This window comes from Kangiella geojedonensis (assembly GCF_000981765.1).
In the GTDB taxonomy this organism is placed as follows: domain Bacteria; phylum Pseudomonadota; class Gammaproteobacteria; order Enterobacterales; family Kangiellaceae; genus Kangiella; species Kangiella geojedonensis.
The window spans coordinates 2,333,745-2,350,809 of the sequence record NZ_CP010975.1 but is presented as its reverse complement, the minus strand read 5'-3'; the positions used below and the strand labels follow the sequence as shown (position 1 = coordinate 2,350,809).

Annotated in this window: 13 protein-coding genes; 9 read left to right on the top strand and 4 right to left on the bottom strand. The window is 43.7% G+C overall.

The window, feature by feature from the left end:
* Positions 1-3: 3 nt before the first annotated feature.
* Positions 4-1,143 (top strand): PilT/PilU family type 4a pilus ATPase, encoded by a 1,140-nt coding sequence (locus TQ33_RS10810; protein WP_046562048.1) that lies wholly within the window; start codon positions 4-6, stop codon positions 1,141-1,143.
* A gap of 89 nt (positions 1,144-1,232) precedes the next feature.
* Here TQ33_RS10810 and ruvX read toward each other — a convergent pair whose 3' ends face one another.
* The 4 genes from ruvX to gshB are packed head-to-tail and all read right to left on the bottom strand — an operon-like array spanning position 1,233 to position 4,169.
* On the bottom strand, positions 1,233-1,676 hold the full coding sequence (gene ruvX, locus TQ33_RS10805; protein WP_046562047.1) for a Holliday junction resolvase RuvX: 444 nt from the start codon (positions 1,674-1,676) through the stop codon (positions 1,233-1,235).
* Positions 1,669-2,232, bottom strand: a complete 564-nt coding sequence (locus TQ33_RS10800; RefSeq protein ID WP_052735291.1) for a YqgE/AlgH family protein — start codon at positions 2,230-2,232, stop codon at positions 1,669-1,671. The genes ruvX and TQ33_RS10800 overlap by 8 nt, the downstream gene beginning before the upstream one ends.
* Before the next feature lie 50 nt (positions 2,233-2,282).
* Positions 2,283-3,185 (bottom strand): energy transducer TonB, encoded by a 903-nt coding sequence (locus tag TQ33_RS10795; protein WP_046562046.1) that lies wholly within the window; start codon positions 3,183-3,185, stop codon positions 2,283-2,285.
* 27 nt (positions 3,186-3,212) lie between these two features.
* Complete coding sequence (gene gshB / locus TQ33_RS10790; protein WP_046562045.1) at positions 3,213-4,169, bottom strand: glutathione synthase; 957 nt, start codon at positions 4,167-4,169, stop codon at positions 3,213-3,215.
* 240 nt (positions 4,170-4,409) lie between these two features.
* Here gshB and pilG point away from each other — a divergent pair, with 240 nt between their 5' ends.
* The 8 genes from pilG to TQ33_RS10750 are packed head-to-tail and all read left to right on the top strand — an operon-like array spanning position 4,410 to position 17,026.
* Entirely contained in the window at positions 4,410-4,811 is a 402-nt protein-coding gene (gene pilG, locus TQ33_RS10785) for a twitching motility response regulator PilG (RefSeq protein ID WP_046562044.1), read from the top strand.
* A 37-nt stretch (positions 4,812-4,848) separates the two neighbouring features.
* Positions 4,849-5,214 carry a response regulator transcription factor gene (locus TQ33_RS10780; RefSeq protein ID WP_046562043.1) on the top strand — a complete coding sequence of 122 codons (366 nt, stop codon included), beginning with the start codon at positions 4,849-4,851 and terminating at the stop codon, positions 5,212-5,214.
* 6 nt (positions 5,215-5,220) lie between these two features.
* A complete protein-coding gene (locus TQ33_RS10775; protein WP_046562042.1) occupies positions 5,221-5,769 on the top strand; it encodes a chemotaxis protein CheW in 549 nt (182 codons plus the stop codon).
* Between the two features lie 42 nt (positions 5,770-5,811).
* The gene (locus TQ33_RS10770; RefSeq protein ID WP_046562041.1) at positions 5,812-8,232 is read left to right on the top strand and encodes a methyl-accepting chemotaxis protein; all 2,421 of its coding nucleotides are present in this window, start codon (positions 5,812-5,814) and stop codon (positions 8,230-8,232) included.
* Between the two features lie 44 nt (positions 8,233-8,276).
* Positions 8,277-9,119 carry a CheR family methyltransferase gene (locus TQ33_RS10765; RefSeq protein WP_052735290.1) on the top strand — a complete coding sequence of 281 codons (843 nt, stop codon included), beginning with the start codon at positions 8,277-8,279 and terminating at the stop codon, positions 9,117-9,119.
* Positions 9,120-9,139: 20 nt separating this feature from the next.
* Positions 9,140-15,943 (top strand): Hpt domain-containing protein, encoded by a 6,804-nt coding sequence (locus tag TQ33_RS10760; protein ID WP_046562039.1) that lies wholly within the window; start codon positions 9,140-9,142, stop codon positions 15,941-15,943.
* Between the two features lie 13 nt (positions 15,944-15,956).
* The gene (locus TQ33_RS10755) at positions 15,957-16,550 is read left to right on the top strand and encodes a chemotaxis protein CheB (RefSeq protein ID WP_046562038.1); all 594 of its coding nucleotides are present in this window, start codon (positions 15,957-15,959) and stop codon (positions 16,548-16,550) included.
* An 8-nt stretch (positions 16,551-16,558) separates the two neighbouring features.
* Positions 16,559-17,026, top strand: a complete 468-nt coding sequence (locus TQ33_RS10750; protein WP_046562037.1) for a chemotaxis protein CheW — start codon at positions 16,559-16,561, stop codon at positions 17,024-17,026.
* The last annotated feature ends 39 nt before the right edge of the window (positions 17,027-17,065 follow it).

The following is a 17,065-nucleotide window of genomic DNA, read 5'->3' as shown; positions in this document are numbered from 1 at the left end:
AGCATGGATATTACCCCATTATTAAAAGCGTTGATGGAAAACAAAGGCTCGGACTTGTTCATTACAGTTCATCGTCCGCCTTGTATCAAAATGCATGGCAAAATTCGCCCTGTTACTAAATCGATGTTAACGCCGGCACAGGTTGAAGAACTGATTCATTCATCAATGGATGATCGTCAGAGAAAAGAGTTCGCTGAAAATAAAGAGTGTCAGTACGCAATTAGTGTTGAGAATGTCGGTCGTTTCCGTGCCAGTGCTTTCTACCAGCGTAACCAACCTGGCCTGGTGGTGCGTCGTATTGAAACCAAGATCCCAACCACTGAAGAACTTAAAATTCCGAGTATTTTGAATGACTTGGTGATGAAAAAACGCGGAATTATCATTTTCGTTGGTGCGACCGGTACTGGTAAGTCAACCTCGCTGGCAGCAATGATAGGTTATCGGAACCGTAATTCTTATGGCCATATCATCAGTATTGAGGACCCGATTGAGTATGTACACCGCCATGATAAATGTATTATTACCCAGCGTGAGGTGGGTATCGATACTGAGTCGTTTGAAGTGGCGCTGAAAAACACTCTACGTCAGGCACCTGATGTTATTCTAATTGGTGAGGTTCGTTCTCAGGAAACCATGTCGCAGGCGATTACTTTCGCTGAGACTGGTCACTTGTGTTTATGTACTTTGCACGCCAATAACGCCAACCAGGCACTGGATCGTATTTTGCACTTCTTCCCGAAAGAAGAGCACACTCGAGTGTTAATGGATTTATCGATGAACCTTCGAGCCGTTATTGCACAGCAGCTACTTCCGACCGTTGATGGTAAAGGGCGTCGAGCAGCGATTGAGATTATGATTAACTCACCATTGATTTCAGATCATATCCGCAAAGGTGAAGTGCATCTGATTAAAGAGTTGATGGCACGCTCTACTGAACTCGGTATGCAGACCTTTGACCAAGCCTTATTTGAGCTTTACGTTAAAGGTGAGATTACGTATGACGATGCGTTAGTCCACGCTGATTCAGCGAACGACTTACGTCTACGTATTAAGTTGCATGAGAAAGATGCTGACTCACTTACGGATGGTACTGAAGGCTTGCAGGTTGAGATGGACGACGACCGCTCAAGCAATATGTTCTAAACGTTTGTTTGTCGCTAACGGCTACACATAAAAGCCCAGCAAAATGCTGGGTTTTCTTTTAGGCTAGACAAGAACGGTCGATAACGATTTTATCCTTGGGACTCAAAGTAACTTTTTAGGATTAACTCAGCAGCGTAAGCATCGAAGTCTGAATCCTTAATTTTTTTGTAACCACCCAGCTCAAAAAGATATTCACGAACTTCAGCCGTACTGAGTCGTTCGTCATGAGTAAAAGTCGGTAGCCCAAAGCGCCCATGCAGACGGTTAGCGAATTTCTTAGCCATCAGCGTTACAGGCTGCTCAGTGCCATCCATATTTAAGGGTAGTCCCACCACAAAGGCGTCTACTTGCCACTCTTTGATCAAAGCCTCAACCGAGTCCCAATTAGGCTGGTTGTTTTCCGCTTTTAATACACACAGAGCTTGTGTGGTGCCTAGTGTTTTTTGACCGGTTGCCACGCCGATTCGTTTCTCACCAAAATCAAAGCCAAGAAAACGAAGTAGAGGCTTCTTGTCTTCTGAGGTGTCAGGCATGTCCGCTGTGCTCAGTTAGTTGCGTCCAGTCGATGCCCAGCAATTTTGTGGCTTTTTGCCAACGCTGTTGTGGCGTGGTGTGAAAGATAATGTCTTTATTTGCTGGAACGATAAGCCAAGAATTGTCTTCGATTTCTTTTTCCAGCTGTCCTTTATCCCAGCCCGAATAACCGAGTGCAATGACGGCTTCTTCGGGACCTTCCCTATTGGCAATAGCCGCTAAAATATCTTCCGAGGTCGATAAAGCAATCTCGTCGCTAATCGTCATCGATGATTCCCAGCTTCCTAAGGGGCTGTGTAGGATAAACCCACGTTCTTTATCGACTGGACCGCCAGCGAGTAACGAGTAATCGAGAACTTCTTGGTTGGTGCTGGAAATCTTAAGGTGGTCAAATAACTCATGATAAGTCGCTTCCAGCGGCTGGCTCAGCATAATCCCCAGAGCGCCTTCTTCTGAGTGTTCGCAGATGTAGGTGACGCTACGTGAGAAGAACGAATCTTCTAATGTCGGCATAGCGATTAATAAATGATCGGACAAAGATTGAATTGATTCCATGATTAAATTATATCAGCTTTATTGTGAGTCGCTTAGTCTTGTTCTTAATATTAGGGCTTTTTCTCAAAATTCCAGAGGCGCACAATTTCTAAGACATCAGCAGTTTCACGAATAGAATCTGGCAAAGGCTCGAAAGGTGCGGATAGTCGGACAATTTGTAGTGCTGCCTGGTCTAAAACCTCTTTACCCGACGACTCGAGAATTTCTACGCTAACCAGTTCGCCTGCCTTATTAATGGCCACTTTGAGTTTAAGGTCGCCGTAAATTCCAAGGCGGTTAGCTTGTTCGGGGTAATGGAGGTTCCCGACTTGTTCAATTTTACGTCGCCAGCTTTCTAGGTAAGCCGCGTCAGCCGGAGACTGTTTAACTGCCGCAGAGATTTGACGCGTTCTGGTACCGCGTGTTTTTAACTTGTCGGTAGCATCTTGTTCTAGATTGCGCTTTTTCAAATCTTCTGGAGGTGGGCTAACAATCGTTGGCAAATCAATATCTGCCACAGTTTTATCGGGATCAATGCTGGTCGAAGCGTTCCAATCAGAGCTAATGCTGGTCACGAAATCGAGCTTTTGTTGTTTTTGGGTGGGTCTTGGTAGGACTTCCAGCGAAGGAGTATTCGTTGTACCTTCGGTGTTTTTAAAATGCTCAAGCTGAGTCGTTGGGCGGCTGGCTTCGGCTGCATCGCCTGCGCCTTCCTGGTTTTTCTGGCCAATAAAGTTAGCATCTTCGGGTGCTTTGAGACTTTCTCTTTGCGCTAGGGTAACATCAAGCGACAAAGGGATCTGACTCGACTGGGTTTCAGGCAAAGTAAAACGTATGCCGAGTAAAACAATCAAGTGAAAGCAAACCGCCATAAATAACGTGAACTTCAAGCGGTCACCCGATTTTATCGGGGACACTTTTAAAGTAACGGCGTCTTTAGACCGCGCCTGAGATTGAGTAGCAGCTTGATTCATGAAAGTTATTTATCGCCCAGCCCTAAATTATGCCATGAGTTGTTGTTCTAATGCGGCAAACAGTTTTTCGCCAATATTAATATGGTATTCGTTTTCTAATTCTCGCATACAAGTTGGACTGGTAACGTTAATTTCTGTCACATAACGACCAATCACATCCAGCCCGACAAATAATAAACCTCTTTTCACCAGTTCAGGAGCAATAGCCTCGCCAATAGCCTTTTCTTCTTCTGTGATGGGCATTGGCACACCGCTTCCTCCGGCCGCTAGGTTACCGCGGGTTTCGCCTTTTGATGGGATTCGTGCCAGCGTGTAAGGAATCACTTCACCATTCACAATCAAAATACGCTTGTCGCCCTCAGTGATTTCAGGAATAAACTGCTGGGCCATAGCTAAGTCTTGGCCATGGCTGGTTAACGTTTCGATGATGACTGATAAATTAGGATCGTCAGCTTTAGCCCTGAAAATGGAGGCGCCACCCATACCGTCAAGCGGTTTAAGTATGACGTCTCCCAGCTCTTTGGCGAATGCTTTTAGCTTGTGTGGGTTGGCGCTTACTAACGTTTTAGGAGTGTGTTCTGGGAACCATGCTGTGAACAGCTTTTCATTGCAATCTCGCAGGCTAGCCGGATCGTTGACTACTAAAGCACCCTGATTCTGAGCCAGCTCAAGCAGGTAAGTGCTGTAGATATAATTCATATTGAATGGAGGATCTTTACGCATCAAAATCGCCGAAAACTCCCCACAATTAACCTCAACAGGAGCAGCGTCAATATAACTAAACCAATCGTCAGGATTGTCTTGCAACTGAACCTGCTGGCAGTTTGCAAAAACGTGACCTTTGGTTAAATAAAGATCTTGAGGTTGGCAGTAATAAACTTGCCAATGACGACGTTGAGCCTCCAACATTAGCGCAAAAGTCGTGTCTTTTTTCGTTTTGATGGAAACAATAGGATCCATCACCACAAGCACAGAATGGGACATATTAGAAAATAGTTGTCATTTTGTAATAAATTACCACGTTATTGTAATAAGCTAAATACATAATATTAGGAGAAAAAGCTTGCAAGCAATTGGCAAGCGAATTAGTCTGGAATTGTGATCTACTTTGCGACTTTGCTACTTTTGTGGTAAAAGGTAGCTATAAAGTTAAAAAACAGTTGAAGAAAGGTCGCTAACTTATTATTAAATAGTGGATTTTCACTATTCATAGGTAACCAGTAGATGAGTGATTTATTTAATGGATTAAAAGTGATGGTGGTGGACGATAGTAAAACCATCCGACGCACCGCGGAAACACTTTTAAAGAAGCAAGGTTGTGATGTTGTAACGGGAGTCGACGGCTACGATGCGCTCTCAAAAATTGCAGATTACAAGCCTGATATCATTTTTATTGATATAATGATGCCAAGGCTCGATGGGTATCAAACCTGCGCCTTGGTCAAGAGTAATCAAGCTTTCAAGAAAACCCCGATAATAATGCTTTCTAGTAAAGACGGGGTGTTCGACAAGGCGAAAGGCCGAGTTGTAGGTTCGGATAATTATTTAACTAAACCTTTCAGCCGTGACGAATTATTAAATGCTATTTCCACACAATTAGACGGTAATGCAGCAACTGCCGTGTAATTGTTTGTGGCTGTTATTTTAAAGAGAGGTAGAAAAAATGGCGCGTGTACTGATAGTTGACGATTCTCCAGCAGAAGCGCACAGTTTGACCAAGATTTTAGAAAAGAATGGTCATCAGGTAATTACGGCTCCAGATGGTGAATCTGGTATCGCATCAGCAAAAGCTAATACACCAGATTTAATTTTAATGGACGTGGTAATGCCGGGCCTTAATGGTTTCCAAGCGACTCGTCAGCTGAAAAAAGATTCTAGCACTTCAGCCATTCCTATTATTATTGTCTCCACCAAATCACAAGCGACCGATCGTGTTTGGGGTATGCGTCAAGGAGCCAATGACTATATTACTAAACCAGTGGATGAGTCGGCGTTAGTCGAATCAATTAATAACGTACTAGGATCATAAGAGCTTATGCCTGAAACACACATGAGCAGTGTTGTCCAACTACTTGACGATATTCGTCAACGTGGACAGGATCATAAGGATTCATTGCCTCAGCGTGATGTTCGAGGCGAAGCCTTTTGGAGCGGGATCGGCTTTAGCTTAAGTGGGGTTAACTACATAGTTCCAATTGATGAAATTGTTGAGCTAATCCCTGTTCCGCAAACCACGAAAGTTCCAGGAACCAAACCTTGGCATAAAGGCGTCGCTAATCTTCGCGGTGTCTTACTTTCGTTGGTCGATTTACAAGAATATCTCGGGCGTTCAAGCTCACGAAGCATCCTCAAACAACGCGTACTGGTCGTCGATCAGGACGGTTCTTATTTGGGGCTGGTTGTGGATGATATTCGTGGCTTGCATCATTTTGATGAAGATGAGCAAGTTGACAAGGGCTTGACCGCTGACGCTGTATTAGCACCCTACATCATTGGTGCTTTTGAGCGTGACGGAGAACTATGGCGAATTTTTGGAATTAAAGAACTGTTTGAAAGTCCTGAGTTCCATCAGGTCGCCGTCTAATTTTTACAACAATATGAAGTCAAGAAGTCTCGGGAGCAACCTATGAGTGAGACCACTAAAAACAGGAAAAAAGCAGGCCGTTCTGGTATCGGTATTTATGCGTTTCTTTTGGTCGTAATTTTGATTGCGCTAGCGGCAAACGCTGGTTATGGCTTTTTACAAGGTCAAAATCAGAGTAAGCGTATTGAGCTAGCATCGGATATGAAGGTATTGTCGCAGCAGATCGCGACCAACGCCTCGGAGGCCGCACAGGGTACACAAAGCGCTTTTGGCGATTTGGAGTCGGCGGCTAGGCAGTTTGGAGGCAACCTGCGCGATCTAATTGATGGCGAAACGGTTAGTAACCTACCACCTGCACCGGATAATATCCGTAATGGTGAGTTAGCTGCTCTAGAAGAAAACTGGAACAAGGTTCAACCTCAAACCACCTCGATTCTTGCGAACCGAGAAGTAGTTAACCGCATGTTTACCGCGGCTGACGAGTTGGCTGAACAAATCCCAACCATGCAACGTAAGTACGATAGTGTGATCGATATTCTGCTTGATAACCGAGCCAATGCAGAAGAGGTTCACCAAGCAACTCGTCAAAAGTGGTTGGCAGAGCGTATTTCATCAGGCATGCAGAAAGTACTGCGTGGTGGTGAAGAGGCAGAGATTGCAGCAGAAGACTTCGGACAAGACGTGGGTACCTTCGGTGTTTATCTTGAAGGCCAGTTAAATGGTGATGATTTATTAGAAATCCGCCAAGTTAACAACGCAGAAGCTCGCGCTGCATTAGAGTCTATCGTTGATGATTACCAGAGCGTTAACGAGAAAGTTGATTACATTGTATTTAGTACACCAAAACTGTTTGAGGTGCAAAATGCATCGGATAACGTTTATGCAAACGCACAAGCTCTATTAGCCACAACCAGTGCGGTTGAAGCTGCCTTTGCAGGGGTATCAACGAGTTTTACAGATTTTGGTAGTGTTTACATCTCAGCGGCACTATTCGGCCTCATTATCTTGCTGTTGATTGGTATGTACTTATCGCAGCGTAAAGCTGAGAAGAAACGTTTACAAGAATCGGTTGTATCCGCAGAGCGCGAGAAAGAAGAAAACGCTCAGAACCAGGAAGCGATTATTCGACTACTGGACGAGATTGATAGCTTGGCGGATGGTGACTTGACGGTAAAAGCAACGGTAACCGAGGACTTCACGGGTGCGATTGCTGACTCCTTCAACTTAACCATTGACCAACTACGAGGCGTGGTGAGTGCGATTAACGAAGCGGTAGACCAAGTATCGAAGTCTGCGGAAGAATCGCAGCAAACGTCGACAGCACTTGCTGATGCATCGCGTCAACAGGCACAAGAGATTACAGGCGCATCTGCCGCGATTAACGAAATGGCGGTATCGATTGAGCAGGTATCTGCAAATGCATCTGAGTCCTCTCAGGTTGCGGAAAAGTCGGTGGAAATTGCGAAGAAAGGTGGCTCGGTGGTACGAAACACCATTCGAGGCATGGACACGATTCGTGAGCAGATTCAAGAAACCTCGAAGCGTATTAAGCGTCTGGGTGAGTCATCACAAGAGATTGGTAACATCGTATCTTTGATTAACGATATTGCTGACCAAACGAACATTCTGGCATTGAACGCGGCAATTCAGGCATCGGCGGCAGGTGAAGCCGGTCGTGGTTTCGCGGTTGTTGCGGATGAGGTACAGCGACTGGCGGAGCGTTCTGGTAACGCAACTAAACAGATTGAAGCGCTGGTTAAAACGATTCAAACGGATACAAACGAAGCGGTAATCTCGATGGAGGATACGACTTCTGAGGTTGTTCGCGGTGCTCGTCTAGCACAAGACGCGGGTGTTGCACTGGAAGAAATTGAGTCAGTATCAACCAACCTCGCTGACTTGATTCAGTCGATTTCGAACGCGGCACGTCAACAAGCTGCGTCTGCTGGTCACGTATCCAATACGATGACCGTAATTCAGGAAATTACGACTCAGACGTCAGAAGGTACACAAGAGACTGCGAAGTCGATTGGTCAGTTAACCTTATTGTCAGATGAGCTACGTCGTTCAGTGTCTGGTTTCAAGCTAGACTCAACCAACGATGATATCTTCAGTGGCGACGATTCAAGCTACGAAGAGTTTAATGATGACTTTGCTTCAAGTGAAGACGAAGTCTCAGAGACTGCATTCGCTGAAGAGTCAGCAGACGATGATGATACATCGTTAGAAGATTTCTTAGAGCAGGGCGAAGAGTCAGACGTAGATAGCGAGTCTGATGACAGTGATGAGTTCAAAGACATAATTGATTCTGATGACGACTCTGATGACGATATCTTTAGCGAAGAAGAGTTGAAAGACTTCAATGACGACGAAGAAGACTTCTTAAAAGAGATTGACGAGACATTGGATGGTCTTGATGAGAATGAGGATGATTCTACTGACGGTGAAAAACCTCGTACATAAGGTAGAAGCATTTGAGGCAGAACTCACTCACTCATGTTCCTGAGATGAAGTCTGGCAGCTTTAAACGCTGGCAGGCTTTAATCAGGCAATACTCAGGAATCTGGATTCCGACAAACAGAGCACTCTTCTTAAAAACAAGTTTATTAAGAAGGATCAGAGCTCTAGATTTGTCAGATTATGAAGAGTATTACCAAAAACTGCAGGACAAAAACTGGGCTTCATTGGAATGGTTTCAGTTAATTGATGCTTTAACGATTCATGAAACCAGTTTTTTTCGGCATAAGGAATCTTTCGACTTAGTTCAACATGTATGCCAGCAAAAAATAATACAATCCGCGAATGCGAACAGTGATTGTAATATTCAAATATGGAGCGTTGGCTGCTCTACAGGCGAAGAACCTTATAGTTTAGCAATAGCATTGGAAGAGTTAGCCTTAGGTAGTTTAAATGAAAAAGGCTTACGTTTTTTCTACGGCATTACTGGGGTCGATATTAGTTATCCGGCTCTGACTGCCGCAAGAAAAGCAATTTATAGTGAACGAAAAATTCACATGATTGCTCCAGAAATTCGTGAGCGATATTTTAACCGTCACGATTCGGAACACTGGCGAATAAAAGAAAAAATTCGTAACCGTGTGCTTTATTTGCAAAGTAACTTAAATCAGTTAACTAAAGCACCAAAACGTAATTACGATGTGATTTATTGCCAGAATGTATTGATCTACTTTAGACCAGAAGATCGCGTTGAGATCTTAAGCGAATTGGTCGAGCGATTGATACCAGGGGGTGTGTTAGTGTTGGGGTTAGGTGAAATCATTAACTGGCAGCATCCTGAATTGGTACGAATTGACGAAAAGAATTGTTTGGCATTTCAGCGACAATTATAGCTACAAAGAACGGTGTAGGCATGAAAGATAATCAAACAAAAGTAGCTTTTAACTGGGTAAAAGAAGAAGTCGAAACGACTTTGGAGCAGGCTCAACAAGCGATTAACTCGTTTGCTGATGATGAGTCTGACAAAACTCAGATTCATTTTTGTGCAAACTGTATGCATCAAATTAGCGGTACGATGCAGATTCTTGAGTTTGCCGGAGCCTCTTTACTGGCTCAGGAAATGGAAGCTCTTGCAGAAGCTATTGGCGATGAGACTGTTGAGTCGAATGAAGCTGCTTATGAAGAGTTTTTGTCGGCCGTTATGCGCTTGCGTAGCTATCTTGCTCGTTACAGTGAAGGTAAGGCGGATTTACCTGTCTTGTTATTACCTACAATTAACTCTATTAGAACCTGCCGCAAAGCGGAGCCATTAGGTGCTGGAGACTTAATTAAAATCGAAGTTGAAGGTGTTACAGCACCTGAAGCGCCGCAAACTACTCAGCTTGATGGCGATATTGTCGCTGAAGTCAAAAGCATGCGGATGAAATTCCAGCAGTCTCTGCTTGGGGTAATGCGTGAGATTGATACTGGCGCTAATATCCAGCAAATGGAAAGCATCACTCAAAAACTATGGGGACTTGGAGAAAGAGTTCCTTATAACTCCTTGTGGTGGGTAGCAACAGTATTCTTGAGTCATGTGGAACCATTATTAACCGAACAAAAGAACTCAATTAAAGGTCTTTTTGGTCAACTGGACCGTCGAATTCGAGAACTTATTGAGCAGAATGTTAATGCTGAAGGCGAGAAAAAACTGCTCGCAAATATGCTCTTTTATGTTGCTCAGATGGATAGCGATGACCAAGCGGTAAAAGATGTACAAAATAAGTTCAAACTTAATCAATTGTTAGAGTCATTAGGTGACTTTGAAGCTGAAACAGAGCAGCTTGAAGGACCTGGTGCAGAAAGTCTTAAGATTGCACTAGGTGCTATCAATCAAGACCTCACAGAAATCAAAGAGTCATTAGACTTATATATCCGAACCAAATCTTTGGATGATGAGCCACTGGAAGAAATGCTACCAGTGATGCAGAAAATTTCTGACACATTAGCGATGCTTGGCTTAACGGAATCTCGCGATATTGTTGAGCAAAAGATGAAGGCAGTGTCGGATTTAGTGGATGGAACTCAAACTGATCGACATCAAGGTTTGGTGTCGATTGCTGAAACTGTTTTAAAGCTAGAAGACTATATCCAGCGCGCCATGTCGATGGATAGTCATCAGTTAGCTAAAGAAACTAAAGGTTCAGATATATCCGATTCATTACAGCTGGTTAATGCACGTTATCAGTTGGTTCAAGAAAGTCGCGGAAATTTATACAAAGTAAAAGATGCCATTACAGACTACTTAGATGAAAGTCACAACATTAGGCGTTTAGAACGAGTTCCAGAGCTGTTATCTGATGTGGAAGGTGCTTTAAACTTTGCACAATTGGATCATTTGCATGAAGTCGTGCAGAAAACTAACCGTTTCATTAGTAAGTATTTAATCAGCGAAAAAGTAGTATTAAGCGATAATGAAGTAGAAACATTAGCGGATGCTTTAAGTTCGGTTGACTACTACCTTGAAGGCTTGATGTCATCTGGCTTACATGGGTTACCAATCGTTTTGCAGCGGGCAGTTAATAGTATTGAAGAGCTTGAAAATCATTACGGAAGTCTTGAGTCAGACGCACTACCAGTGCTTGAAGACTCATTGGATATGCCTGATATCGAAATGGTCGGTAAGCAAGAGCCGGAAGAAGATCTGATTGATGATAATTATGGATCAACTGAAGAATCTGTTGAAGAAGTCGCTTCCGGTGATCAAGACGATGATGACGACTTAATTGATGACGAAGTTCGTGAAATATTTATTGAAGAAGCAGAGGAAGTGCTGGAAGAGATGCATAGCCTGCTTCCTGTGTGGAAAAATGATCAGACAAACGAAGATGCTTTGACTACGATCCGACGCAACTTCCATACATTAAAAGGCAGCGGCCGTATGGTTGGTGCTATGGATGTTGGTGAGTTAAGTTGGTCTGTTGAAAATATGTTGAATCGACTCATTGATAACAGCATTGATTTCAGCCAAGAATTAATGGAAACCGTCGAAGCTGTGGCAGATAAGTTGCCAAGCATGGTTAAAGACTACGCGGAAGGAAAAGCAACCGACTTCCCACAAGATTTAGCAGAGCGAGCGGATAAAATCAGCAAGGGTGAATTGGTTGCATCTGAACCTGTAGAAGAAGGTGCAGCAGAAGAACCTGTTGAAGAGATTACGGAAACGCCAGAGGTTGAGGAAGAAGTCGCAACTAGTACGGATGACGCTGAAGAACAAACTCCTGAACAGGAATTGTTTGAGGTGTTTAGACAAGAAGCAGACGACCATATCGCAAACTTAGATGCATTTGCTAAACAGCTTGAACAAGGTATTACTCAGAGCCACATAAGTGATAATTTGCTCCGTTCTTTGCATACCCTTAAAGGCGTTGCCCATATTGCCGATTTGAAATCGTTAGCTAATGTAATAGGGCCAGTAGAAAGCTACTTCCAGGAGTTGAATTCTCGTGGAATCATGGCTGAAAAAGAAGATATGGCGCTAGTCGCCCATACAAAAGAATTGCTGCAACACATTATAGCCGCACCAGAAGATGATTCGGTTATAGAAGCGCATGAAGCGGCTTTACTTGAACAATTAGCTAAGGCTAGAACACGCTTTGACAGTGATGCTTCTAGTACCGATGAGGGCAGGGATCCAGAGTTATTGAAAGACGTATTTAATATTGCTGCTGATGTTTTGGCTGATATTGATGCAACCAACTTGCATGAAACCCCTAAGGCAGAACGGACTGATGCTGTCGGTAATATTTTAGCCTCGGTCGATCGATTATCGGGCATCCTGATGGAGCTTGATATAGATGAAATTCAAGCGGTTGTTGATAGTTTAAGTGGAGCACTACAGCGCAACCTAGCCGCTGCTGAAGTTGATACCTCGTTAGGTGTACTGCTAACAGAAAGCTACTCGCAGTTAGAAAATCAATTTGACTGTTTAGCGGCTAATTTATCAATCCCTGCTGCTAAAGATTTAGTACAGGCTCTTGATACTTGGGCGCCACAAGATATTGAAGAGAAGTCTGACTTTGACTTCATTGATTTAGAACTTGAAGATTTAGACTCTTCAGAAGACACCGATGAATTAACATCAGAAGACTCTACTGAAGATACTGAAGCAGCTGCAGAGAGTGACTCAGTTAGCGAGAGTGATTCTAGCGATGGCCTCCAATTATTGGATGATGCTTTATTTGATAGTGGTAGTGAAGACGATATCGACATTGTTGACTCCGGTGACAGCGATACATCAGATGCTGAAAGCGATGAATCATCTGAAGACCTTGAGCAAGAACTCGATGGTTTAGAGTTGGTTGATTGGTCAGCTGGAGAGAGCGAGCAAGAGCAGCCTGTGGACGAAGCCACTAACGAAGCTCAAGAAGAAGATTCTGAGTTGGACTGGGATCTTGATCTTGAAGGAATAAGTGAAGAAGAATCTTCTGATGACACTGAAGTTCCAGAAGAAGCTTCTACTGATAGCCCAGAAGATAATATTGTAGAAGAGAGTGATTTAGATGAAGACGTCACCCTTGAAGAGCCGGAAGAAGAATCTTTAGAGCTGGACTCAAGCGAAGAGCAAGACGACGTTGAAGTTGAAGTAACAGAACAAGACGCTGAAGGTATTGAGTCAGAACTTGATGAAACTGTCATTGAAGAGTTGTCTGATGAAGAAGCTCAGGATTCAACCGAAGACGAACCTATCGAGACTGAAGCTCTTGATTCTGACTCTAGCGATGCTGTGGAAGAGACTGCTCAGGATGAAACTGATTCAACTGAATTAGATGACGTTGATGAAGAACCTGTAGAAGAAGTTGAGCAACCTGCCGCAGCCAAGCACAGTATTGATACGGTTAGTTTAGATTTCGAAATGGATGATGAGCTACTTGAAATCTTTACAGAAGAAGCCGAAGAATTATTTGATAGCGATGCACAGCTATTAGAGCAATGGCGAAGCAAACCATCAGACATAGCGCCAATAGGTGAGTTGCAGCGTAATTTGCATACCTTGAAAGGTAGTGCGCGTATGGCTGGATTTACACCGATTGGTGACTTAGCGCATGGGTTAGAAGACCTTTACACTGCGATCATGGAAAAGCGGATCAGTGCTTCTCCGCAAGCTATTCAATTAGCGACCAAAGCAGAAGATAAGTTGATGGAGATCTTTGCATCAAGAAATACTCCTGAAAGTATTCCATCGCCTCAGTCTCTGCTGACTGAAATAGATAAGTTCATTGAAATAGAAAAGTCCGGCGGTACGGCTACTGTCGAAGAGGCAGAGTCTGTAGATGAGGTTGAAGAAGCTGTAGTTGCAGACGACACTGAAACTTCAAGCGTTGAAACAGCAGAGCCAGTAGAAGAAGAACAGAAAGAAGATATGTGGGAGCAGGAGCTTGTTGACCTGTTCTTAGGCGAGGCCCCCGAATTATTAAATGGCTACTATGCTTCTGTTGAAAGTTGGGCCGATAACTTCTCTAAATCAGAGCCACTTAAAGAGGCTCACCGAAGCCTGCATACCCTGAAAGGTGGCGCCAAACTGGCTTTAATTAAACCAATAGCCATCTTGTCGGATTCTTTAGAAGATTGTGTTGAGCTCTTACAACGAGATACTCGTGCAGGACAGCAGCGTTGGGTGGAGTTATTAAAGGCAGGACATGAGCAATTGACCAACATGGTCGCTTCTGTCAAAGACGGAAAAATGCCAGTAATACCACATGATTTTGAGCGTCGTTTATCCAATGACCACGACGCAATTCGAGCGCAACTGGATCAGCTGGATAAACGAGACCTTGCAGAGTCTGACGAGCAAGCAAATGTTAATGTTGTTTCACTGGTTGACCGTCAGAAGGAAAAAGAAGAGGCTGCGAAAGACGCTGCTAGCCGAGACGTAATTCGTGTCCGTTCTGAAATCCTAGATAACCTCGTGAACTTATCTGGTGAAAGCTCGATTTTCCGCTCGCGATTAGAACAACAAGTCGCTGACTTAAACTTCAACTTAGGCGAGATGTCGTCGACAGTTGATCGTTTACGTGACCAATTACGTAATCTTGAAATTGAAACGGAAGCCCAGGTTTTATATCGCCGAGAGATTTCAGGCGACTTTGATGACTTCGATCCTTTGGAAATGGACCGATATACCCGTCAGCAAGAGCTAACCCGAAGCTTACTTGAGGCTGCGAGTGACTTAGTTTCGATTCAGGAAACATTAGATACTAAAGTTGGTGATGCCGAAGCAACCTTATTGGCCCAAGGTCGAGTAAATACCGAGTTACAAGATCGCTTAATTCGTACGCGAATGGTACCGTTTAACAGTATTGAGAGTCGCTTGCGTCGTATGGTTCGCCAAATATCGAGTGAACTGAATAAAGAAGTTGATTTGATTCTGACATCAGAAGGCGAGATGGACCGTACGGTAATTGAACGTATGGTAGCTCCTCTAGATCATATGCTGCGTAATGCGATTGACCATGGTATTGAAAGCAAAGCTGACCGTAAGCGTGCGGGTAAGCCAGAGAAGGGACAGGTAAAACTGAACTTGAGTCGTCGTGGTAATGAAGTTTATATCGAAATTGCTGATGATGGCGCAGGTATCCGTAAAGACAAAGTAAAAGCACGTGCCGTGGCGCAAGGAATGATCGACGAATCTTACCAGCCATCGGATCGTGAACTGTATCGTTTGATTCTACAGCCTGGTTTCTCTACTGCTGATAAAGTCACGCAGATTTCAGGTCGTGGTGTTGGTATGGACGTGGTACACAGCGAAATTCTTCAGCTGGGTGGTTCCTTAAACGTGAACTCTGAAGATGGTCAAGGTACAACCATGACCGTTCGTTTACCGTTTACCTTATCGTCTAACCAAGCATTAATGGTTAAGGTCAAAGGCGAGCCGTACGCAATTCCATTGTCGAATATTACGACGGTAGCGCGTGTTAAAGCGGATGAGTTATTAGAAATTTATCAAAGTAAGAAAGACACCTTTGAACATTTAGGTGAAGAGTTTGAGTTACGTTATCTTGGACAAATTCTCGAGCGTAATTCTGAAATTGTACCGCCGGTTGATGAATATGTACCAGTATTAATCATCCATGGTGAAGGTAAGCCAATTGCCGTACACGTGGATGAGTTATTGGGTTCAAGAGAAGTTATCGTTAAGAACGTTGGCCGTCAGATTTCGACAGTCCCAGGTATTTCAGGCGCTTCGATTACTGGTGATGGTACCGTTGTTTTAATTCTTGATATGCAAACCTTGGTGGATCGTTTCCACGAGTGGGATTTCGCCCACGAAGCGGGTCTGGTCGAGGAAGTGACTCAAGAAGATCGCATTCCTACGGTTATGGTTGTGGATGACTCGATTACGGTACGTAAAGTTACGGCGCGATTATTGCAGCGTCATCAATATCAAGTGCTGACAGCGAAAGATGGTGTCGATGCGATTACTCAGCTACATGATGATATTCCAGATGTTATGTTATTGGATATTGAAATGCCGCGTATGGATGGTTTTGAGTTGGCAACGATTATACGACACGATGAACGCTTGAAGCACATCCCAATTATTATGATTACGTCGCGTACGGGTGAGAAACACCGTGAACGTGCTCAAGAAATTGGTGTGAATCAATATTTAGGTAAGCCGTATAATGAGGAAAAACTCCTTTCAACTATCGAGGAGATGTTGGAGCTAGACATTTAGCAAAGGGACGCCAATGAATACAGTATTAGTATTATTAGGAGGCTCGACAGGAGGTCCGGCGGCAGTTAAAGCATTTATTGATGCTTTACCAAACGAGGCTTTGCCAGTGTGCTTTGTGTTAGGGAATCATATTACTCAAGAGTTTCTACCTAGCCTTGAGGCGATGTTAAATGAGCACCCTTTTTTTAGTGCAGAAATTATTGATGGCAACAAACAGATTCTTCCGGGCAAGCTTTATATAGCGCCTATTGACCGGAAAATCAGCTTTAATCCTGAAGGACGGATTTACCTCTCTGAACAATCTTGGGACGCACCTTACGCCCCAAATATTAATCAGATGTTTGAGTCGTCCCTAGAGTTGCCAAACGTACAAAAACTGGCGATAGTATTTAGTGGGATGGATGATGATGGCGCTGCCAGTGCTGATGCTCTTGACGAGAATGATGTTGAGATTTGGTGCCAGACGCTGGAAACGTGTGTGCAGGCATCAATGCCGTTAAATATGATGCGGACGGGAAAGGTCATTTATAAAGACAGCCCCGAAGGATTAGCGAGACAATTGTGTGATTTCTTAGAGAGTCACAGTTCACTTGATCAATATGCGTGAGAAGTTGCATGACTGAGACAGTTAAAGATGTATACAGTTTTTTAGTACCGATGCTAGATGATAGCTTGTTGTTACCAAATACTGTAATTGCAGAAATTGTACCCTTTATGAATGTATCGTTGGACGATGATATTGAAAACAATGATCATTGGAAAGTCGGTACCGTAATTTGGCGCAACCAAACGATTCCGGTTGTGGCTATTGAGCGTTTGCAAGGAAAAAAAGATCTAGGTGATATCAAACGGTCACGAATTGCTATTTGTTACACGCTTAATGGTAATGAAGAAGTGCCCTTTGTAGCGTTGATGGTGCGAGGTATTCCGCGTCTGGTTCCAGTAGATGAAGAAAACTCGGAATTCATTGCCGACGAAATCCAAGGTCAAGATGATGGTGTTAAAGCTTGGGTGAAGGTTGATGGCAAGAAAGCTTTGATCCCCGACTTGGATTTTATTGAAACTAAATTAGCTTCAGCCTAAGTTTGATATTCAGCCAAGAAAAAAAAGCAGCTCATAAGC

Bases quoted from the DNA above. Each gene is read 5' to 3' on its own strand.
- TQ33_RS10810 (WP_046562048.1), top strand. From the start codon at position 4: ATGGATATTACCCCATTATTAAAAGCGTTGATGGAAAACAAAGGCTCG.
- TQ33_RS10750 (WP_046562037.1), top strand. From the start codon at position 16,559: ATGACTGAGACAGTTAAAGATGTATACAGTTTTTTAGTACCGATGCTA.
- gshB (WP_046562045.1), bottom strand. From the start codon at position 4,169: ATGTCCCATTCTGTGCTTGTGGTGATGGATCCTATTGTTTCCATCAAA.
- TQ33_RS10795 (WP_046562046.1), bottom strand. From the start codon at position 3,185: ATGAATCAAGCTGCTACTCAATCTCAGGCGCGGTCTAAAGACGCCGTT.
- TQ33_RS10760 (WP_046562039.1), top strand. From the start codon at position 9,140: ATGAAAGATAATCAAACAAAAGTAGCTTTTAACTGGGTAAAAGAAGAA.
- TQ33_RS10780 (WP_046562043.1), top strand. From the start codon at position 4,849: ATGGCGCGTGTACTGATAGTTGACGATTCTCCAGCAGAAGCGCACAGT.
- TQ33_RS10755 (WP_046562038.1), top strand. From the start codon at position 15,957: ATGAATACAGTATTAGTATTATTAGGAGGCTCGACAGGAGGTCCGGCG.
- ruvX (WP_046562047.1), bottom strand. From the start codon at position 1,676: ATGCCTGACACCTCAGAAGACAAGAAGCCTCTACTTCGTTTTCTTGGC.
- pilG (WP_046562044.1), top strand. From the start codon at position 4,410: ATGAGTGATTTATTTAATGGATTAAAAGTGATGGTGGTGGACGATAGT.
- TQ33_RS10775 (WP_046562042.1), top strand. From the start codon at position 5,221: ATGCCTGAAACACACATGAGCAGTGTTGTCCAACTACTTGACGATATT.
- TQ33_RS10765 (WP_052735290.1), top strand. From the start codon at position 8,277: ATGAAGTCTGGCAGCTTTAAACGCTGGCAGGCTTTAATCAGGCAATAC.
- TQ33_RS10770 (WP_046562041.1), top strand. From the start codon at position 5,812: ATGAGTGAGACCACTAAAAACAGGAAAAAAGCAGGCCGTTCTGGTATC.
- TQ33_RS10800 (WP_052735291.1), bottom strand. From the start codon at position 2,232: ATGGAATCAATTCAATCTTTGTCCGATCATTTATTAATCGCTATGCCG.